At 55.7% G+C, this 20,307-nt stretch carries 21 protein-coding genes; 14 read left to right on the plus strand and 7 right to left on the minus strand.

Annotation, left to right across the window (positions count from 1 at the left end; genetic code table 11):
* Window positions 1–352 precede the first annotated feature (352 nt).
* Genes DDT56_RS03490 through rlmM form a run of 3 tightly spaced genes read left to right on the plus strand, consistent with a single transcriptional unit; the run spans window position 353 to window position 2,819 of the window.
* Window positions 353–1,276 (plus strand): transcriptional regulator GcvA, encoded by a 924-nt coding sequence (locus tag DDT56_RS03490; RefSeq protein ID WP_136165130.1) that lies wholly within the window; start codon window positions 353–355, stop codon window positions 1,274–1,276.
* Window positions 1,277–1,330: 54 nt separating this feature from the next.
* Entirely contained in the window at window positions 1,331–1,726 is a 396-nt protein-coding gene (locus DDT56_RS03495) for a DUF423 domain-containing protein (RefSeq protein WP_136165131.1), read from the plus strand.
* Window positions 1,719–2,819 (plus strand): 23S rRNA (cytidine(2498)-2'-O)-methyltransferase RlmM, encoded by a 1,101-nt coding sequence (rlmM, locus tag DDT56_RS03500; protein ID WP_136165132.1) that lies wholly within the window; start codon window positions 1,719–1,721, stop codon window positions 2,817–2,819. Before DDT56_RS03495 ends, rlmM begins: the two co-directional genes overlap by 8 nt.
* 30 nt (window positions 2,820–2,849) lie before the next feature.
* Here rlmM and xni read toward each other — a convergent pair whose 3' ends face one another.
* From xni to queF, 3 genes are all read right to left on the minus strand, one after another.
* A complete protein-coding gene (gene xni, locus DDT56_RS03505; protein WP_136165133.1) occupies window positions 2,850–3,614 on the minus strand; it encodes a flap endonuclease Xni in 765 nt (254 codons plus the stop codon).
* A gap of 71 nt (window positions 3,615–3,685) precedes the next feature.
* Window positions 3,686–5,050, minus strand: a complete 1,365-nt coding sequence (gene ppnN, locus DDT56_RS03510) for a nucleotide 5'-monophosphate nucleosidase PpnN (RefSeq protein WP_136165134.1) — start codon at window positions 5,048–5,050, stop codon at window positions 3,686–3,688.
* Window positions 5,051–5,186: 136 nt separating this feature from the next.
* The gene (gene queF, locus DDT56_RS03515) at window positions 5,187–6,035 is read right to left on the minus strand and encodes an NADPH-dependent 7-cyano-7-deazaguanine reductase QueF (RefSeq protein WP_136165135.1); all 849 of its coding nucleotides are present in this window, start codon (window positions 6,033–6,035) and stop codon (window positions 5,187–5,189) included.
* Window positions 6,036–6,108: 73 nt separating this feature from the next.
* Between queF and syd the strand changes: the two genes are divergently transcribed.
* The 5 genes from syd (at window position 6,109) to DDT56_RS03535 (ending at window position 9,154) form a co-directional block, all read left to right on the plus strand.
* Window positions 6,109–6,657 carry a SecY-interacting protein gene (syd, locus tag DDT56_RS03520; protein WP_136165136.1) on the plus strand — a complete coding sequence of 183 codons (549 nt, stop codon included), beginning with the start codon at window positions 6,109–6,111 and terminating at the stop codon, window positions 6,655–6,657.
* Between the two features lie 387 nt (window positions 6,658–7,044).
* Window positions 7,045–7,173: a hypothetical protein gene (locus DDT56_RS24975; protein WP_256373217.1), complete on the plus strand. Its 129-nt coding sequence runs from the start codon at window positions 7,045–7,047 to the stop codon at window positions 7,171–7,173.
* Between the two features lie 363 nt (window positions 7,174–7,536).
* Window positions 7,537–7,890 carry a YqcC family protein gene (locus DDT56_RS03525; protein WP_136165137.1) on the plus strand — a complete coding sequence of 118 codons (354 nt, stop codon included), beginning with the start codon at window positions 7,537–7,539 and terminating at the stop codon, window positions 7,888–7,890.
* The gene (gene truC, locus DDT56_RS03530) at window positions 7,883–8,671 is read left to right on the plus strand and encodes a tRNA pseudouridine(65) synthase TruC (RefSeq protein WP_136165405.1); all 789 of its coding nucleotides are present in this window, start codon (window positions 7,883–7,885) and stop codon (window positions 8,669–8,671) included. Before DDT56_RS03525 ends, truC begins: the two co-directional genes overlap by 8 nt.
* Window positions 8,672–8,692: 21 nt before the next feature.
* The gene (locus DDT56_RS03535) at window positions 8,693–9,154 is read left to right on the plus strand and encodes a flavodoxin (RefSeq protein WP_136165138.1); all 462 of its coding nucleotides are present in this window, start codon (window positions 8,693–8,695) and stop codon (window positions 9,152–9,154) included.
* Window positions 9,155–9,212: 58 nt separating this feature from the next.
* Here the strand turns inward: DDT56_RS03535 and DDT56_RS03540 are convergent, their stop codons facing one another.
* The 4 genes from DDT56_RS03540 to map all read right to left on the minus strand — a co-directional run bounded on the left by DDT56_RS03540 (window position 9,213) and on the right by map (window position 14,315).
* The gene (locus DDT56_RS03540; protein WP_136165139.1) at window positions 9,213–9,602 is read right to left on the minus strand and encodes a DUF3461 family protein; all 390 of its coding nucleotides are present in this window, start codon (window positions 9,600–9,602) and stop codon (window positions 9,213–9,215) included.
* A 174-nt stretch (window positions 9,603–9,776) separates the two neighbouring features.
* Window positions 9,777–10,604, minus strand: a complete 828-nt coding sequence (dapD, locus tag DDT56_RS03545; protein WP_136165140.1) for a 2,3,4,5-tetrahydropyridine-2,6-dicarboxylate N-succinyltransferase — start codon at window positions 10,602–10,604, stop codon at window positions 9,777–9,779.
* Between the two features lie 28 nt (window positions 10,605–10,632).
* Window positions 10,633–13,317 (minus strand): bifunctional uridylyltransferase/uridylyl-removing protein GlnD, encoded by a 2,685-nt coding sequence (gene glnD, locus DDT56_RS03550; RefSeq protein WP_136165141.1) that lies wholly within the window; start codon window positions 13,315–13,317, stop codon window positions 10,633–10,635.
* A gap of 203 nt (window positions 13,318–13,520) precedes the next feature.
* Entirely contained in the window at window positions 13,521–14,315 is a 795-nt protein-coding gene (gene map / locus DDT56_RS03555) for a type I methionyl aminopeptidase (protein WP_136165142.1), read from the minus strand.
* A 347-nt stretch (window positions 14,316–14,662) separates the two neighbouring features.
* On the opposite strand from map, the gene rpsB reads away from it, so the two are divergent.
* From rpsB to ispU, 6 genes are all read left to right on the plus strand, one after another.
* A complete protein-coding gene (rpsB, locus tag DDT56_RS03560; RefSeq protein WP_009114148.1) occupies window positions 14,663–15,388 on the plus strand; it encodes a 30S ribosomal protein S2 in 726 nt (241 codons plus the stop codon).
* A 113-nt stretch (window positions 15,389–15,501) separates the two neighbouring features.
* On the plus strand, window positions 15,502–16,359 hold the full coding sequence (gene tsf / locus DDT56_RS03565; RefSeq protein WP_136165143.1) for a translation elongation factor Ts: 858 nt from the start codon (window positions 15,502–15,504) through the stop codon (window positions 16,357–16,359).
* Window positions 16,360–16,511: 152 nt separating this feature from the next.
* Entirely contained in the window at window positions 16,512–17,243 is a 732-nt protein-coding gene (gene pyrH / locus DDT56_RS03570; protein WP_136165144.1) for a UMP kinase, read from the plus strand.
* 125 nt (window positions 17,244–17,368) lie between these two features.
* On the plus strand, window positions 17,369–17,926 hold the full coding sequence (gene frr, locus DDT56_RS03575; RefSeq protein WP_040343388.1) for a ribosome recycling factor: 558 nt from the start codon (window positions 17,369–17,371) through the stop codon (window positions 17,924–17,926).
* 221 nt (window positions 17,927–18,147) lie between these two features.
* Entirely contained in the window at window positions 18,148–19,347 is a 1,200-nt protein-coding gene (ispC, locus tag DDT56_RS03580; RefSeq protein WP_136165145.1) for a 1-deoxy-D-xylulose-5-phosphate reductoisomerase, read from the plus strand.
* Window positions 19,348–19,538: 191 nt separating this feature from the next.
* The gene (ispU, locus tag DDT56_RS03585; RefSeq protein WP_136165146.1) at window positions 19,539–20,300 is read left to right on the plus strand and encodes a (2E,6E)-farnesyl-diphosphate-specific ditrans,polycis-undecaprenyl-diphosphate synthase; all 762 of its coding nucleotides are present in this window, start codon (window positions 19,539–19,541) and stop codon (window positions 20,298–20,300) included.
* The last annotated feature ends 7 nt before the right edge of the window (window positions 20,301–20,307 follow it).

Raw genomic sequence — 20,307 nt, forward strand, 5'->3', positions numbered from 1 at the left:
CTGCGACGGCCTGAAAGGTGGCGGGCAGGGATAGCCCGCCATAAAAAAAGCACCGCATTCGCGGTGCTACATAAAATCACTATGGACAGACAGGATAAATGTACAGGAAGTGAAAAGGTAGCCTGGCTACCCTGTCCGCAAAGGCAGACAAATAAATAGCAAACACAACATCACAACCACAAGCCAAAAGCACCTCGGGTCACCCCTCCGCACTTTTCGTTCCGGCTCAGGAAGTTGCGCTAATATAGGTATTTGCTGGTACATCCTCAACGGACAATTTATAATGTCTCGGATTACAAAATCTAATAGATAAATAAGCCTCTTATTATCCGTCAATAAAAGAATTTCATTCATGTCAAAACGTTTACCTCCGCTTAATTCTCTGCGGGTATTTGATGCGGCGGCCCGGCACCTGAGCTTTACCAAAGCGGCGGAGGAGCTGTTCGTTACGCAAGCGGCGGTTAGTCATCAGATTAAGTCTCTGGAGGATTTTCTGGGGCTGAAACTGTTTCGCCGGCGTAACCGTTCGCTGCTGCTGACGGAAGAGGGGCAAAGTTACTATCTTGATATTAAAGAAATCTTTTCCTCACTCAATGAAGCGACCCGTAAATTGCAATCCCGCAGCGCCAAAGGCGCGCTGACCGTCAGTCTGCTTCCCAGCTTTGCCATTCACTGGCTGGTTCCCCGGCTTTCGAGCTTTAATGCGGACTATCCGGGCATTGACGTGCGTATTCAGGCGGTGGATCGTGACGAGGATCGCCTGTCGGACGACGTGGACGTCGCCATTTTTTACGGTCGCGGCAACTGGCCGGGGCTGCGGGTGGAAAAACTGTATGCCGAGTATCTGCTGCCCGTCTGCTCGCCGGTACTGCTGACCGGAAGCCATCCGTTGAAAACGCCGGCGGATCTGGTTGCGCATACGCTGCTGCACGATGCCTCGCGCCGTGACTGGCTGGCTTATACCCGCCAGCTCGGCGTACAGATTAACGTGCAGCAAGGGCCGATCTTCAGCCACAGCGCGATGGTATTGCAGGCGGCGATCCACGGGCAGGGTGTGGCGCTGGCGAACAACGTGATGGCGCAGACGGAGATTGAAGCCGGGAGACTGGTTTGTCCTTTTAACGATGTGCTGGTGAGTAAAAATGCTTTTTATCTGGTATGTCATGACAGTCAGGCAGAACTGGGTAAAATAGCCGCCTTTCGGCATTGGATTCTGGCGCGGGCGGCCAGCGAGCAGGAAAAGTTTCGTTTCCGTTACGATAACGGTACGCGCTGAGGCCGGTGGTGGCCGGGCCTTGGCTTTACAGACCGATTGAATTGGATTTCAACCATGAATAGTCGTTTTATGCTGGTGTTTTCCGCCATCAGCGGTTTTATTTTTGTCGCCCTGGGGGCGTTCGGTTCTCACGTGTTAAGTAAAACGCTGGGGCCGACGGAGCTGGACTGGTTACAGACCGGGCTGGAGTATCAGGCATTTCATACGCTGGCGATCCTGGCGCTGTCCATCTCTATGCATCAGCGCGCCAATCTGTGGTTTTACTGGAGCAGCGTGTTTCTGGCATTGGGTACGGTGTTGTTCAGCGGTAGTTTGTACTGCCTGGCGCTTTCGCATCTGAAGCTGTGGGTTTATGTCACGCCGCTTGGCGGGTTCTGTTTTCTGATCGGGTGGTTGTTGATGCTGGTTGGCGCGTTGCGTCTGAAGAGAAAGGCCGAACGCCATGAATAAAGTTATTTTGTACTGCCGTCCCGGTTTTGAAAAAGAGTGTGCGGCGGAAATAACCGCAAAGGCGGCGCACCATGACGCCTATGGTTTTGCCCGGGTAAAGGATAACAGCGGGTATGTGATATTCGAGTGCTACCAGCATGAAGACGCCGAGCGGCTGATAAAAGAGCTGCCGTTTCATGAGCTGATTTTCGCCCGCCAGATGTTTATCGGCGGCGATCTGCTGCGCGACCTGCCGCCGGAAGATCGCATCACGCCCATTGTCGGTATGCTGACCGGCGCCGTTGAGCGCGCGGGCGAACTGCGGGTGGAAGTGCCGGACACCAATGAAAGCAAAGAGCTGATGAAGTTCTGCCGCAAGTTTACCGTTCCTTTACGCGGCGCGCTGCGTAAAAACGGCATTCTGCTTGAGCGTGAGAAAGCCGAACGGCCGGTGCTGCACGTGCTGTTTATTGCCCCCGGCTGCTGTTACGTCGGCTATTCCTTCAGCAATAACAATTCTCCCTTCTATATGGGGATCCCGCGCCTGAAGTTTCCGTCCGAGGCCCCCAGCCGTTCAACCCTGAAGCTCGAAGAGGCGTTTCACGTCTTTATTCCCGCCGAAGAATGGGATGAGCGCCTTGGCAGCGGCATGTATGCGGTCGATCTGGGGGCCTGTCCCGGCGGCTGGACTTATCAGCTGGTGCGGCGCAGCATGATGGTGCACGCCGTGGATAACGGCCCGATGGCGCCGAGCCTGATGGATACCGGGCAGGTTATTCATCATCAGGCCGACGGTTTTCGTTTTGAGCCGCCGCGTAACAACGTTTACTGGCTGGTGTGCGACATGGTGGAAAAACCGGCCAAGGTCACCAGCCTGATCGCCGACTGGCTGGTGAAAGGCTGGTGCCGGGAAGCGATATTCAACCTGAAACTGCCGATGAAAAAACGCTATGAGGAAGTTTCGCAGAACCTGACGTTACTCCGCGAGCGGCTGGAGGAAAACGGCATTAATGCGGAAGTGCATGCCAAACAGCTCTACCACGACCGCGAAGAAGTAACGGTGCACGCTCGCCGTTTCTGGGCCGCGGTGCCGGGCCGGCGCGATGAGCGCTAGTATTCGCCAAGGGCGACGGGAGAATCGGGATTAAGGAATTTGCTGCGGCAACCGTAACTGCTGAAGATTGCCGTCCAGCGTCAGATCCCGGCTGAGCGTCGCCACCCGGCGGCTGATAAAGGCCATTTCCCGCTGTTGTTCCAGTTTGGCGCGCCATTTTTCCGCTACGTTTTCCAGTTGCTGATAAAGCGCGTCCAGACTTCCCGCCTGTTGCAGCAAGAGCACCGCGCTTTTGGGGCCAATCCCGCTGACGCCGGGGATTTTACTGCTGCTGATGCCGGCCAGCCCCCAATAATCCGTAAGCTGCTGCGGCAGTACGCCAAACTCCTGCCGTACAAAAGGCAGGTCCAGCCAGCGCTTCTGGAAGTAATCTCTGATTTGGATGGTCGGCGCCAGTAGCTGGCAGTAACCTTTGTCGGTGGAGACAATGGTCGCCTGATGCCCGGACGCCGCCACTTTGCAGGCCAGCGTCGCAGCCAGATCGTCGGCCTCGTTGCCGGGAGAATGCCAACTGGCGACGCCCATCGCGGCAAATGCGGCTTTGATCTGCGGCAGCTCCTGTTTAAGGTTCTCCGGCATCGGCGCGCGCCCGGCCTTGTAGTCGGGTAAAATCTGATGGCGCCAACTGGCGCTGCGATCTTCATCGTCAAATACCGCCACGGCGTGGCTCGGCTGGCTGTGTTGCAGCAGCAGGCCCAGCGCATGCTGACAGGCCGTGACGCAGGGCGAGCCTTGTACCGCATGGATCCGCCGTATCAGGTTAAGCGCATCGACAATCAGCAAATGTACGGGCATGGGCGTCTTCCTGGTGATGTCCCTTGTCTGCGGGGAAAGTGCCTTTCCCCGCGTTGGCGTCAAGCAGACGGCTAAGCGCAGATCTCGTAACAGGGAATATAGGCGCTGCCGGGCAGTTTCATGCGCTGCTGCGCCACGAAGCCCTGTAGCAACCTATCCATGCTTTTCATCATCCGCGGGTCGCCATGGAGTTTATAGGGGCCTTGCTGTTCAATGGCCTGAATGCCGATCTCCTTAACGTTTCCGGCGACGATGCCGGAGAAGGCGCGACGCAGCGCCGCGGCCAGTTCTTCCGCCGGCTGGTCGGGATGCAGGTTAAGGTTGGCCATATTTTCATGGCTGGGATTGAACGGCAACTGCAGGTCCGGCGCAATGCGCAGCGACCAGTTAAAGCTGTAGGCGTCGCCGGTATGGCGGCGGCTTTCCTTGACCAACGGCATCGATTTTTTCATCTGACGGGCGACTTCCGCCGCGTCATCAATAACGATGGAGTAGTAACGGCGCGCCTGGCGCCCCAGGGTGCCGATAATAAATTCATCCAATACGCGGAAATAATCGGCGCTCTCTTCCGGCCCGGTGAGGATGATCGGCAACACCTGTTCGCTGTTCTCCGGATTCATCATAATCCCCAGCAGATAGAGGAATTCTTCCGCCGTACCGACGCCGCCGGGGAAAATAATGATGCCGTGGCCGATCCGCACGAAGGCTTCCAGCCGTTTTTCAATATCCGGCATGATGATCAGCTCATTCACCAGCGGGTTAGGCGGCTCCGCGGCGATGATGGAGGGTTCCGTCATACCGATAAAACGCCCGTCTTTATAACGTTGCTGCGCATGCCCGACGGCGGCGCCTTTCATCGGCGCCTCCATGGCGCCGGGGCCGCAGCCGGTACAGATGTTCAGCTCGCGCAGGCCGAGCTGGCTGCCCACTTTGCGGGCGTAGAGATATTCGGTTTCATTGATGGAATGTCCGCCCCAGCACACCACCATATTCGGTTCTTCGCCCACGTGCAGCGCTCGGGCGTTGCGCAAAATAGAGAACACCAGATTGGTGATGTGGGCGGAGTTTTCCAGATTCAGGTTGTAGTAGCGGCCGGCGTCGGTGATTTGCCCGTTAACGAACAGAATATCGCGCAGCACGGCGAACAGGTTGGCCTGCAGCGAACGGATAATATAGCCGTCGACAAAGGCGTCTTCCGGCGGGTTAACCAGCTCCAGTTTGACGCCGCGCTCACGGCGCAGTACGTTGATATCAAAGTTCTCATAACGGGAAAGCAGCTCTTTGCTGTTATCCGTCTGGCTGCCGGAATTTAATACCGCCAGGGAACAGTTGCGAAACAGGCGGTAGAGATCGCTGCTGGCGGAGCTTTTCAGCATATCCACTTCCAACTGCGATAGCAGATCCATAGACCCTAACGGGCTGATATGTGTAATCAATGTTGCTCCTTAAAATGCAGTAAAATCCGCTGAGGATGGCGATCTGTTTTTTCTTGATATCCCACCTTAGCGTGCTGCCATCATTTTTTCCAATCATCAGCGCGGCCGGCGACGAAAGTTGCGTAACGCTACGCATTTATTGCCGCGGCAGTCGTCCGGTCGCTGGAGAGAATGGGACATTGCTGCGCCACGGATTGATGTCCAGTCCGCCACGGCGCGTGTAGCGCGCGTAAACGCTAAGCTGTTGCGGCTGACAGTAATGCATCAGATCGTTAAAAATCCGCTCGACGCATTGTTCGTGAAACTCATTGTGATGGCGGAATGACACGATATAACGCAGCAGCGACTCCCGATTAATGCGTTTCCCCCGGTAGCGAATCTGGACCGAGCCCCAATCCGGCTGATGGGTAATCAGACAGTTGGATTTCAGCAGGTGACTGACCAGCGTTTCCTCCACCCAGGTTTCATCCCGCGCGTTTGCCGCCAGATAGTCGGCGTTGAATTCATAGTTGTCGATGCGAATGTTCTGATCGTCGATACATTCGCCGTCAAAGCCGGCGATAGATTGGCCTTCCAACTCACCGAGTCTGAACAGCGTTACCTGGACCTGGCCTTGCGCGCATCGGGCAAGATCGTCGGTTAGCGTGGCGCGCACGCGCTCCCAGCTGTCGAATACGGTTTGGTTGAAGCCGTTGAGATAAAGTTTGAAACTTTTCGATTCAATCAGATTCAGGCTGGCGGCATCCAGCTGCATTTCACCCACGGCGACCTGGGGAACGCCGTTTTCGTTCAGCCAGGAAAGTTCATACAGCGTCCAGATATCCGCGCCGTGAAACGGCAGTTTATGCGGCAGGATGCCGAGCGGTTCACGGTTCAGGCTGCGGGGAACCGGTTGTAATAAACCGGCATCGTAGCGATCGTGGTAAGGTGTTGGTTTTCCCAGCGTCAGCCCGCTCAGGGCCTGATGCTTGTCGTAAGCGGACATGCTGTTACCTTGATGTAAGAAGATACAATATGGCGAGTAGTGTAACCCGACTAACAGAATGATGAGAAAAATTATGGATTATGAGGTAACTCAGGCATTGGCGGCCTTTACCCGGCGCTATGTCGAATTGTGGCGGCAGGAAACCGGCCAGCCGCCCGCCAGCGAAGCGTTGTACGGCGTTCCTTCCCCCTGTATTACCGCCAGCAGGGACGATGCGGTTTACTGGCTGCCGCAGCCGTTTTTACCGGCGGCGGCGCTGGACGGCGTCGAACGGGCGCTGGATATCGGCCTGCATCCGGATATTCATGCGTTTTATACCGCGCAGTACGCCGGCGACATGGCGGCGCGCTTCGGCGAGGTTGCGTGCGTTTTGCTGCAGGTCTGGAGCGAGGAGGATTTCTCCCGCATGCAGGAGAACCTGATCGGCCATCTACTGACGCAAAAGCGCTTAAAATTGCCCCCGACCTTGTTTCTGGCGACCACCGACTCCGAAATGACGATGATTTCGCTCGCCAATATTTCCGGGGAAGTGATTCTGGAGGAGTTTGGCACGCGAAAACATCAGGTGCTGGCGCCGACGTTGGCGGATTTTCTCTCTGGTCTGCATCCAACGCTGGCCTAATCATTAATCGTGTTTCACTTTTTGCCGTGTGAGAGATCTCTTACATTTACTGTGAGAGATCTCTCATCTTTTATAGCTAAGTTAGCGAACATGTATATTTTTTCATTATTAATTAGTTAGTTAAGTTTAGTTGCTTTCTTTTTTCGCCACGGCGATTGATAAACATTGTTATTTTCCCCTTGCTGAAAGGGAACAATTAATACATCTTATTACTTAAGTTAGTAACCGGTTACACTGGGTTTGATGATAATCATCAGTAATGGTGAATGATTTATCAGGTTCTGTTTAAGGGAGATAAGTTTCAGGAAGAAACCGGGACACCTCCAGGAAGGAGACTGAGAGCCGCACAGGAAGTGGCGGTGGGGCAGGAGCCTGATGGATTGAGTCATGGACGATACAGGATGGATAAGTCAGGAAGAAAGTCGGACGCCAGCATGGATTGTCGGTCAGGAAGACCGCCAGGGAAAAGTTTTCAAGGATGAGCAGGGACGCAACGGTGTAGCGGGATGGCTATAAAACGAACCGGGGGTACTGAGCAATCAGTACCCCCATTTTTTATGGCGGGCAATCCTGCCCGCCACCCTGCGGGCCGTCGCGAGGCGACGTTTAAAAACGCTCCCGGCGTTTTTTTATGACGGGCCATCCCTGCCCGCCACCCTTGCGGGCCGTCGCGAGGCGACGTTTAAAAACGCTCCCGGCGTTTTTTTATGGCGGGCCATCCCTGCTTGCCACCCTGCGGGCCGTCGCGGGGCGACGTTTAAAAACGCTCCCGGCGTTTTTTTACCCCATACGTTTAGCAAAATGCGAATATTGGGCGAGACTGATATCAATGCTATGCTTTGCCGCCATTCGCAACAGGCTTCAGCCGTGAGAGACCGCATGAGTTTAGAGAGTCAGGTTCGTCAGTCGCTGATTGACATCGAACGCGTATTAAAAGACAGCCCTTTCTGGCAGACATCCCCCCCGGAAGCCTCCGCTTTCGCCAGCGTCGAGCCTTTCTGTATTGACACCATGCGGGCGGAACAGTGGCTGCAGTGGGTGCTGCTGCCGCGTATGCACGCCTTGCTTGACGGCGGCGTCCCCTTGCCGACCGAATTTTCCCTGCAGCCCTATTTCGAAGAGGCGCTGGAAGGCGTTCCGTCCGATCTTGAGCCGATTTTAACGCAGATTGGGCGGCTCGACGCGCTGTTTGCCAATCGCCGGAACGCCCTTGATGAAGACAACGATGCTTGAGATCGTTTATCAGGATGAGCATCTGGTGGCGGTCAATAAGCCGGCTGGTTGGCTGGTCCACCGCAGCTGGCTGGATCGTAAAGAGAAAGTGGTGGTGATGCAGACGGTGCGCGATCAAATCGGTCGGCATGTCTATACCGTCCACCGTTTGGATCGGCCGACGTCCGGCGTGCTTTTACTGGCGCTGTCCAGCGACGTGGCCCGGCTGTTGTCGCAACAGTTTGAGCAGCATCGGGTGCGGAAAACCTATCACGCCGTGGTGCGCGGCTATGTGATGGACGATGGGGTGGTCGACTACGCTCTGACGGAGGAACTGGACAAAATAGCGGATAAATTCGCCAATCCCGATAAGGCGCCGCAGCCCGCGGTGAGCCATTATCGCGCGCTGGCGCGGGTTGAAATGCCGGTGGCTATCGGCCGCTACCCGACGTCACGCTACAGCCTGCTTGAACTGACGCCGCAGACGGGGCGCAAACATCAGCTGCGTCGTCATATGTCACACCTTCACCATCCGATTATCGGTGACAGCGCCCACGGCGATCTGCGGCAGAACAGAGGAATGGGAGCGCATTTCGCCTGCGGCAGGCTGATGTTGCATGCGAGCCGGCTGAATTTGACTCACCCGGTGAGCGGCGAGGCATTAACGTTGCAGGCGCGTTGGGATGCGCCGTGGCAGGGAGTAATGGCGCAATTTGGCTGGCAGGGGATTCTCCCTGAGTTTGAAAGGGTTGAGTTTCCTGCGGCGTCGGGTCAGGATAGCGGGCATTTCATCAGGTCTTAAATAAAATTGGAGTTATAAATCATGGCGCAGATTGGTATTTTTGTCGGTTCGGTCTACGGCAATGCGGTGCTGGTAGCCGAAGAAGCGGAAAATATCCTCAGAGAACGCGGACATGAGGTTAACGTTTTTGAGGATGCGTCGTTGGAGTCATGGCTGAGCTACCTTGAGCACTATATTCTGGTGGTGACCTCAACCACGGGCCAGGGGCAGCTTCCCGACTCGATCGCTCCCCTGTATGCCGCTTTACGCGAGCAGGGAGGCTATCAGCCGCAGCTGCGCTATGGATTGATCGCGCTGGGCGACAGCAGCTATGAGAATTTCTGCGGCGGCGGGCATCAGTTTGACGCGCTGTTGCAGGAAATCGGCGCCAAGCGCATCGGCGACGTACTGGAAATCGATGCGATTGAGCATCCTGAACCGGAAGTGGTTTCCTGCCCGTGGGTAGAGCAGTGGGTGGAGTCGGTCGAAGCGCAAGAGCAGTAAGTCGAATACAAAACGGGAGCGCAAGGCTCCCGTTTTACATTGTTCTGTAGCCTGGCCGTCAGCGATTTTTAGTCAGCTTCTCCAAATCGGCTTCGATCTCGGCGATTTTGTTCGATACCACGCCTTCCAGATGGCGCAGATCGTCAAGGATCTTGCGTTTCAAATCGACTTCCACCTGCTCGTGCTGACAGATTTGATCGAGCTCCTCAATCACATAGCGCAGGTTGGGGCTGATTTCGTTGATCTCTTTGTAAGCCTGGCCGGAATTGTCCGCCATGATGGTTTTACGCTGACGCGGATATTTGAATTTTACGCTTTTGGCGAAAAATTCCCCCTTATCCTTGCGAAAGTATATTTTCAGAATGTCGTTGCTGGCTTCCTGACGCAGACTATAGCGATCGATATCATTCGGGTTGCTGATACCCAGGCTTTTCAGATTGTCATACATGGCGCGGCCTTTTTGATTTTAAAATACGTCAGTGATTATAGAGAGAAGCGACCGGATTTATCTGTGACTGTCCACGATTTTTTGTGCGCTGGGCGCGACGGCCCGAAGGGTGGCGGCCATGGATGGCACGCCACAAAAAAATGGCGGGTTGGATAAACCCGCCGGCTTCGCCTGTTAGTCGATAGTGCGTAATAACTCGTTAATTCCCACTTTAGCGCGGGTTTTCGCGTCCACTTTCTTGACGATAACCGCGCAATACAGACTGTGGCTGCCATCTTTCGACGGCAGGTTGCCGGAGACAACCACGGAACCCGCCGGTACGCGCCCGTAGTGGATCTCACCGGTTTCACGGTCGTAAATCCGCGTGCTCTGGCTGATAAATACGCCCATGGAAATCACCGAGCCTTCTTCAACGATCACCCCTTCAACCACTTCCGAACGCGCGCCGATAAAGCAGTTGTCTTCGATGATGGTCGGGTTGGCCTGTAAAGGCTCCAGAACGCCGCCGATGCCGACGCCGCCGGACAGGTGCACGTTTTTACCAATCTGCGCGCAGGAACCCACCGTTACCCAGGTATCGACCATGGTGCCTTCATCGACATAGGCGCCGATGTTGACGTAAGAGGGCATCAGCACGGTGTTGCGGGCGATAAACGCCCCCTTGCGCACGCTGGCCGGCGGGGCCACGCGGATACCTTCGCGTTGGAAACGCGCTTCATCGTAATCGGCGAATTTCATCGGGACTTTGTCGAAAAAGCGCGTTTCGGCCCCTTCGATAAGCTGGTTATCGTTAATGCGGAAAGAGAGCAGCACGGCTTTTTTCAGCCATTGATGGGTGACCCACTGGCCGTCGATTTTTTCTGAAACGCGCAGCGCGCCGCTGTCCAGCAGGCCGACGGCCTGACTGACCGCTTCGCGGGTGACGGCGTCTGCGCTGGCGGGAGTAATCTCGGCGCGGCGCTCGAAGGCATTTTCGATAACGTTCTGTAGTTGTTGATGCATCCTGTTTTCTCTTTCCTGATTGTGAAAATTAACTCAATGGTACTTTATCGTTTGGGTTAAGGGCTTCTGTCAACCGTTGTTGCAATTTAACGCGCAATTCCGGTTTTAGCGCCCGTCTCTCGCTGTCGGCGAGAATAAACAAGTCCTCCACCCGTTCGCCGATGGTGGAAATACGGGCGCCGTGCAGCGACAGATTAAGGTCGGCGAAAATTTCGCCGATACGGGCCAGCAGCCCCGGTTGATCGAGGGCGCTAAGCTCCATATAGCTGCGTCTGTCCGTATGGGTCGGCAAAAAGCTCACCTCGGTCGGTACGCTGAAGTGACGTAGCTTCGGCGACGAACGGCGGGCGCGCGGATGCTGATAGTCACGCTGCGTCAGCGCCTGCTCAAGGGCGTAACGCGTGGTTTCGTGACGGTCCTGCGCCAGCGGGCTGCCGTCCGGCTCCAGGACGATAAAGGTATCCATCGCCATGCCGTCGCGGCTGGTGAAGATTTGCGCATCGTGCACGCTGAGGTTGCGGCGATCCAGCTCGCCGGCCACGGTGGCGAACAGATAGGGCCGGTCCTGGCTGCGGATAAAAATTTCCGTGCCGCCCCGGCTGGCCTGATGGCTGATCAGTACCAGCGGTTTGCTGCTGTCGTGCTCCAGCAGGTGGCGGGCGTGCCAGGCCAGCTGGTTGGGGGAATGGCGCAGGAAATAGTCGGCGCGGCAGCGGCCCCAGATATTATGCAGCGCCTCTTCATCGATATTATCCATACGCAGCAGAGCCAGCGCCTGTAAGCGGTGGTGGCGCACGCGTTCGCGCACGTCCGGGGTATTCTGCATCCCCCGGCGCAGCTGTTTTTCCGTGGCGAAATAGAGCTCGCGCAACAGACTCTGTTTCCAACTGTTCCACAGGGTTTCGTTGGTGGCGCAGATGTCGGCGACGGTCAGGCTGACCAGATAGCGCAAGCGGGTTTCGCTCTGCATTTCCGTGGCGAACTGCTGAATCACGGCCGGGTCCTGAATATCGCGGCGCTGGGCGGTAACGGACATCAGCAGATGGTGGCGCACCAGCCAGGAAACCAGCTGCGCTTCACGCAGATTCAGTCCGTGCAGCGTCGCGAACTCCAGCGCATCCTGGGCGCCGAGCTCGGAATGATCGCCCCCGCGCCCTTTGGCGATATCGTGAAACAGGGCGGCGAGCAGCAGCAGTTCCGGCAGCGGAAGACGCGGGTAGAGTTCCACGCACAGCGGGTGGCGCGGTCGGGTTTCCTCATCGGCGAAGCTTTCCAGCTTCAGCAATACCCGGATAGTGTGCTCATCGACGGTGTAGGCGTGGAACAAATCGAACTGCATTTGCCCGACGATGTTGCTCCACAGCGGCGTATAGGCCGACAGCACGCTGTGGCGATGCATGGGGAGCAGGGCGCGGCTTACCGCATGCGGGTGGCGCAGGATGTTCATAAACAGCTGCCGCGCCTCCGGGATGGCGCATAGCGGGCCGGCGAGATGGCGCCGCGCGTGACGCAACTGGCGCAGCGTGGTGGAATAAATCCCCGCGATGTCGCGGTTGCGCACCATCAGGTAAAACATGCGCATGATGGCTTCCGGCTTATGGATGAACAATGTGCTGTCGCGCAGATCGATCAGGTTGCCGCGCAGTTGAAATTCGTCATCAATCGTGCGGGGTTTTTCGTTCGGCTCCAGCGCCAGAATCGCTTCGTCGAACAGCTGCAGCAGCATCTGGTTCAGTTCGCTGACGCGATGGGTCACCCGGTAGAAGTCTTTCATCATTCGCTCTACCGGCGCATTGCCTTCGCCCTGATATTGCAGAAGCTGCGCCACGTTGAGCTGACGGTCGAACAGCAGGCGGTTGTCGTAGCGCGGCAGCAGCAAATGCAAGGCAAAGCGGATACGCCACAGAAAGCTCTGGCATTCATTCAGCTCCTTGCGCTCCGCTTCCGTCAGGAAACCGAAACCGACCATCTCGTCGAGGGAGGTGGCGCCGAAGTGGCGGCGGGCCACCCACAGCAGCGTGTGAATGTCGCGTAATCCGCCGGGGCTGCTTTTGATATCGGGTTCGAGGTTGTAGCTGGTGCCGTGGTAACGCTTGTGACGCTCCTGCTGTTCGACGATTTTGGCCGGGAAAAAGGTCGCCGATGGCCAGAATGTATCGCTGAATACCTGTTTTTGCAGATTGAGGAACAGCGCCACGTCGCCGCAGATCATGCGGGATTCAATCAGGTTGGTGGCGACCGAGATGTCCGCGCGGCCTTCCTGCAAACACTCTTCCAGCGTTCTGACGCTGTGACCGACTTCAAGCTTGAGATCCCACAGCTGGGTAATGAATGCGCCCACGCGCTGTGAGTGCTGTTCGCTGAGCTTTTCCTGACTCAGCACCAGAACGTCGATATCCGACAGCGGATGCAGCTCGCCGCGCCCGTAGCCGCCAACGGCGACCAGCGCCGTTTGCGACACGTTTTCAAAACCGTAAAAAAGCCATAGCCGTTGCAGCAAATGGTCGATGAACTGCGTTCTGGCGTCGATAAGCGTTTCCGCACTGACGCCGGAGGTAAACTCGGTCGCCAGCCAGCCTTGAAACTGTTCCAACTGCTGTTTCAGCTCCCGGCAGTTGAGCATATCGTCGCGGTAGGTGAGGGGCGAATCAGGAGGCGGAACAACCGCGGGGGATGGCGCGGGAATATCTGGCGGAAGGTTTTTTTGCATCATATGCGCAGCCCATAACAAATTGCCGTGAGTGATGACAACGACGGAACCGACAGGTCCGCTATCGCCGCGCCCGCCGTCATTCCCGCAGGTCCCCGCTTTCGCGAGGAGGAATCTCAAGCAACGCCGATCGTCAGTGAAAGCAGATCCCTGCCTACTGCCGCAGGGACGACGAGATAGCGCCAACCAGCTAAACTGGCGCGATATTATGCCTGATGCGTAATGATGTTGGGGATGGTGTCATCTTTGCGCAATGTCATTATTTCGCAGCCGTTGTCGGTTACCACAATAGTGTGTTCGTACTGCGCCGACAAGCTGCGATCTTTGGTTTTTACCGTCCAGCCGTCTTTCATGGTGCGAATGCGGAAATCGCCGGCGTTGACCATCGGTTCGATGGTGAAAGCCATGCCGGGCTGTAAAACCACGCCGCCGTCGTCCGCGTCATAGTGCAGCACCTGCGGTTCTTCATGGAACCCTTCGCCGATACCGTGACCGCAGTATTCACGCACCACCGAGAAGTCCTGTGCTTCGACGAACTTCTGGATTTCTTTGCCCAGCGCGCGCAGGCGGATGCCGGGTTTCACCATCTTCAACGCCAGATACAGGCTTTCCTGGGTGATGCGGCACAGGCGTTCGCCCAGGATGGTGGGTTTGCCGGCGATAAACATTTTCGAGGTGTCGCCATGAAAACCATTTTTAATCACCGTAACGTCGATATTGACGATATCGCCGTCTTTAAGGATTTTCTCGTCGCTGGGAATGCCGTGGCATACCACTTCGTTGACGGAGATGCACACGGATTTGGGGAAGCCGTGGTATCCCAGAGAGGCGGAAATGGCCTGCTGTTTATTGGTGATGTGATCGTGGCAGATTCTGTCCAGTTCGGCGGTACTGACGCCGGGCACAACGTAAGGTTCGATGATTTCCAATACTTCGGCGGCCAGGCGTCCGGCCACGCGCATTTTTTCGATGTCTTCAGGAGTTTTTATTGATATTGCCATTGAATAATGTCCGCAGGTGTCGCATTGAACGACGAAATTAAGATTGCTCGGTAAGTAATAACGTATGTTATCAGCCCTGCTATCGGCTTGCCAAACGATGATTATGAAACGGCGCGGCGGCAATAACAAAAGTTGGTGTCCGGGCGGGAATTATGGTATAAAGCGCGCCGATGATCCGACTGGGTATTTTTGCATACCGTTCGGCTGAATCAACTAAACTCACTTTGTGTATATAACACACACGTGTCGGCACATTCGCCGGGGTGCTCCAAAGGTTTTCGACCTGCGGGGTCGGCGCAATGGGACACGTGGAGGCTTAACCCCATACTTAATTTACAGAGGTAATCATGGCAACTGTTTCCATGCGCGACATGCTCAAGGCTGGCGCCCACTTTGGTCACCAGACCCGTTACTGGAACCCGAAAATGAAGCCGTTCATCTTCGGTGCGCGTAACAAAGTGCATATCATCAACCTTGAGAAAACCGTACCCTTGTTCAACGATGCACTGGCTGAGCTGAGCAAAATTGCTTCTCGCAAGGGCAAAATTCTGTTCGTCGGTACCAAACGCGCAGCAAGCGAAGCGGTAAAAGAAGCTGCTGACAGCTGCGATCAGTTCTTCGTGAACCATCGCTGGCTGGGCGGTATGCTGACTAACTGGAAAACCGTTCGTCAGTCCATCAAACGTTTGAAAGATCTGGAAACTCAATCCCAGGACGGTACTTTCGACAAACTGACCAAGAAAGAAGCGCTGATGCGCACCCGCGAACTGGACAAGCTGGAAAACAGCCTGGGCGGTATCAAGGATATGGGCGGTTTGCCGGACGCGCTGTTCGTTGTTGACGCCGATCATGAACACATCGCAATCAAAGAAGCCAACAACCTGGGTATCCCGGTGTTCGCTATCGTTGATACCAACTCTGATCCGGATGGCGTTGACTTCATCATCCCCGGTAACGATGACGCCATCCGTGCAGTGAACCTGTACCTGAGCGCCGTTGCGACCGCCGTTCGCGAAGGCCGTTCTCAGGATCTGGCTGAACAAGCGGAAGAAGGCTTGGTAGAAGCTGAATAATAAGGCTGGCTCTGTGAGCCCTTATTAACCAGGTATTGACATATGTTGGTTAGGGGGCCTGTTAAGGCCCCCTTTTTACTTATCTCCCCCGCGAGATAACCGAGGAAAAGATAATGGCTGAAATTACCGCTGCCCTGGTAAAAGAACTGCGTGAGCGTACTGGCGCAGGCATGATGGAATGTAAGAAAGCGCTGGTTGAAGCGAATGGCGACATCGAGCTGGCTATCGACAACATGCGTAAGTCCGGCCAGGCGAAAGCCGCCAAGAAAGCGGGCCGCGTGGCTGCTGAAGGCATCATCCTGACCAAGATTTCCGCAGACGGCAAATACGGCGTCATCGTTGAACTGAACTGTGAAACCGACTTCGTCGCCAAAGATGCCGGCTTCAAGGCTTTCGGTGAAGAAGTGGTTAGCGCGGCGCTGAACGATCGCATCGCCGACGTTGAAGCGCTGAAAGCGAAATTTGAAGAACAGCGCACCGCGCTGGTGGCGAAAATTGGTGAAAACATCAATATTCGTCGTATCGCGGTTCTGGAAGGCGACGTTCTGGGTTCTTACCTGCACGGCGCGCGCATCGGCGTCGTCGTTGCCGCTACCGGCGCGGATGAAGAGCTGATCAAACACATCGCCATGCATATCGCCGCCAGCAAACCCGAATACGTTAAAGCCGACGATGTTCCGGCCGACGTGGTGGCTCGCGAGCACCAGATCCAGCTGGATATCGCCATGCAATCCGGCAAGCCGCGCGAAATCGCGGAAAAAATGGTCGAAGGCCGTATGCGTAAATTCACCGGCGAAATCTCCCTGACCGGTCAGCATTTCGTGATGGACCCGAGCAAAACCGTCGGCGATCTGCTGAAAGAGCATAAAGCCGACGTAACCAGCTTCATCCGCTTTGAAGTGGGTGAAGGTATTGAGAAAGCCGAAGTCGACTTTGCCGCTGAAGTTGCGGCGATGAGCAAGCAATCTTAATATAAAAAAAGGAGCCGCCGGTTGGCGGTTCCTTTTTATCCAGCCAAAATAATTTCAGTGCATTTGTGGGTGTTCACATTCTGGTGAACAGCGATAAGTGCGACAGTAGCAACTCCCAATACTACGATGACAGCCTGTAGGATGAGAACACCATGGCAACCAATGCAAAACCCGTATATCAACGAATCCTGCTTAAGCTGAGCGGCGAAGCTCTGCAGGGAACCGATGGTTTTGGTATCGATGCGAGCATTCTGGATCGCATGGCTCAGGAAGTGAAAGAACTGGTTGAGTTGGGTATCCAGGTCGGTGTGGTCATCGGCGGTGGCAACCTGTTTCGCGGCGCCGGCCTGGCCAAAGCAGGGATGAACCGCGTTGTGGGCGACCATATGGGGATGCTGGCGACCGTTATGAACGGCCTGGCGATGCGTGATGCGCTGCACCGCGCCTATGTAAACGCCCGTCTGATGTCGGCGATCCCGCTCAACGGCGTGTGCGATAATTACAGCTGGGCGGAAGCGATCAGCCTGTTGCGCAATAACCGGGTGGTGATTTTCTCCGCGGGCACCGGTAACCCTTTCTTTACCACCGATTCGGCCGCTTGCCTGCGCGGTATCGAAATTGAAGCCGACGTGGTGCTGAAAGCGACGAAGGTGGACGGCGTCTATTCCGCCGATCCGGTGCAGGACCCCTCCGCGGTATTGTATGAAACGCTGGACTATCAGGAAGTGTTGGAACGCGAGCTGAAAGTGATGGATTTAGCCGCTTTTACGCTGGCGCGCGACCACAACCTGCCTATCCGGGTTTTCAATATGAACAAGCCCGGCGCGCTGCGCCGCGTGGTCATGGGTGAGAAAGAAGGGACGTTGATCAGTAATAACGGATAACCCTAAAAATAGGGTAATATTCTCCCCTGATAACAAAAGATAGCCAGCTCGCGCTGGTATTAATTATTCACCGGGTCATGCGCTGCCATGCCCCGTCAGGCAACCAGCTTTCAAGGGTTCACAACGTGATTAATGAAATCAGAAAAGATGCTGAAACGCGCATGGAAAAATGCGTAGAGTCTTTCAAAAACCAGATCAGCAAAATTCGTACCGGCCGCGCATCGCCCAGCATTCTTGACGGTATTCAGGTCGAATATTACGGCAGCGCCACGCCGCTGCGCCAGTTGGCCAACGTGGTGGTGGAAGATTCCCGCACCCTGGCGATTACCGTATTCGATCGTTCGCTCGGCCCGGCGGTTGAGAAAGCGATCATGTCTTCCGATCTCGGTCTGAATCCTTCGTCCGCGGGGGCGGTCATTCGCGTGCCGCTGCCGGCGCTGACGGAAGAGCGCCGTAAAGATCTGATCAAGGTGGTGCGCGGCGAAGCGGAGCAGGGACGGGTATCGGTACGTAACGTGCGCCGTGACGCCAACGATAAGCTGAAAGCACAGCTGAAAGACAAAGCGATCAGCGAAGATGAAGAGCGCCGAGCCCAGGACGAGGTTCAGAAACTGACCGATATCTACATCAAAAAAGTGGATGCCGCCCTGGCGGAGAAAGAAACGGAACTGATGGATTTCTAATCGGCTCGCTTGAGGCGTCGCGTGAAAGTGATGGTGCCGTCGGCATCAGCCTTGCCGCGGCGCCTTGTTTTTGGCGCATGGTTTTTGATGTTCTATAAATTCATTGCAGCAGGTCAGCCTTGTTGGCGAGAATTTGCGATAAACAATATAGACACTTTACGGCAATCGTCTCAGACTAGTCTGCTTTCCTGTCATCACATCCCGTTATCCAGAGCATTTTAATGAAGCAACTGACTATTCTTGGCTCGACCGGTTCTATTGGCGTCAGTTCGCTGGCGGTGATTAAGGCGAATCCAGACAAATTTGCGGTAAAGGCATTAGCGGCGGGACGCAACGTCGAGCGCATGCTGGAGCAGTGCTTAACTTTTCGCCCGGCCTACGCCTCAATGGCGGATGAAGCCAGCGCCAGGTTGTTGCGTCAGCGGCTGGCGCAACACGGATGCCGGACGGAAGTGCTGTCCGGGGAACAGGCGGCATGCGAACTGGCCGCGCTGGATGATGTCGATCAGGTGATGGCGGCCATCGTCGGCGCGGCGGGCCTGCCGCCGACGCTGGCCGCCATTCGCGCGGGCAAACAGGTCTTGTTGGCGAACAAAGAGTCGCTGGTGACCTGCGGTCGCCTGTTTATGGATGCGGTGGCGCAAAGCAGCGCGCAGTTGCTGCCCATCGATAGCGAACATAATGCGATTTTTCAGAGTTTACCTGAGCAAATTCAGCGTCAGTTAGGCTACTCTTCTTTAGAGCGGTATGGCGTGGAGCGTATTATACTCACCGGATCCGGCGGGCCGTTTCGCGAAACGCCGATGGCGACGTTAGCCGGGATGACGCCCGATCAGGCCTGCGCGCACCCTAACTGGTCGATGGGCCGCAAGATTTCAGTGGATTCCGCCACCATGATGAACAAAGGGCTGGAGTACATTGAGGCGCGCTGGCTGTTTAATGCCTCCGCCGAGCAGATGGAGGTGATTATCCATCCGCAGTCGGTGATTCATTCCATGGTGCGCTATGTCGACGGCAGCGTGCTGGCGCAGTTGGGATCGCCGGATATGCGTACGCCGATCGCCCACGCCATGGCGTATCCCGAGCGCGTGGCGTCGGGGGTAAAGGCATTGGATTTCTGCCGGTTGGGCGCCCTGACGTTTTCCGCCCCGGACTATGCGCGCTATCCCTGTTTACAACTGGCTATTGATGCCTGTAATCACGGTCAGGCGGCGACTACGGCGCTAAACGCCGCCAATGAAATCGCGGTCGCCGCTTTTTTACAGTTACAGATTCGTTTCACCGATATTGCTGCGGTTAATCAGCAGGTGATCGAACAACTGACATTGCCGGAGCCGGTAAGCGTGGATGAAGTTCTCTTTATCGACCTTTGGGCCAGGCAGGCTGCAACACAGACGCTGAGCACGCTGCGCCATAGGTAAATTCACATGGCACGATTTGTTCATGTGTGGTTGAGATGGTATAGTCTGCGCCACTCAACGACCGGCCGGGCGAGGTTTCCTGGGCCGGTGGTGAAGTTAAGCCGTGATCGTTCACGGCTTTTTTGCGCTGACAGAGTCTGATGTTACGGAAGGACTGTTGTATTTTTTGCTTGAGGAAATAAGTACGCGTTATGCCGTCCGATAATCAAAAAAGTGCTAATAATCTGTCATCCGCTGGGCCACGGCATGTCGCCATCATTATGGATGGGAACGGCCGCTGGGCGAAAAATCGGGGAAGACTGCGGATTTTTGGCCATCAGGCCGGTGTTAAATCGGTACGCCGGGCGGTAAGTTTTGCCGTCAGCCATGAACTTGACGCGTTAACCCTTTATGCGTTCAGCAGTGAAAACTGGAACCGTCCCGCGCAGGAGGTCACCGCCCTGATGGAGCTGTTTGTCCGGGCGCTGGACAGCGAAGTCAAAAGCCTGCATAAACACAACGTTCGCTTACGCGTTATCGGCGATATCAGCCGTTTCAGCCTGCGTTTGCAAGAGCGCATCCGCCGTTCGGAAGAGCTGACAAAAAATAATCAGGGCCTGGCGCTGAATATTGCCGCGAATTATGGCGGCCGTTGGGATATCATTCAGGGAGTACGGCGGCTTGCCGAGCAGGTACAGGAAGGAACGCTGCGTCCTGATAGTATTGATGAAGCGTCATTGGGCCAATATGTCTGCCTGAATGAACTGGCGCCGGTTGATTTGGTGATCCGCACCGGCGGCGAACATCGGATAAGTAACTTCCTGCTGTGGCAAATCGCTTATGCCGAGCTTTACTTTACCGATGTCCTTTGGCCTGATTTTGATGAACAAGTCTTTGAAGGTGCGCTGAATGCATTTGCACAACGCGAGCGTCGCTTCGGGGGAACAACACCTATCGATGCGGATGCATCCTAGGGGGAAC

The sequence above is a fragment of the Brenneria corticis genome (assembly GCF_003115855.1).
GTDB lineage: Bacteria > Pseudomonadota > Gammaproteobacteria > Enterobacterales > Enterobacteriaceae > Brenneria > Brenneria corticis.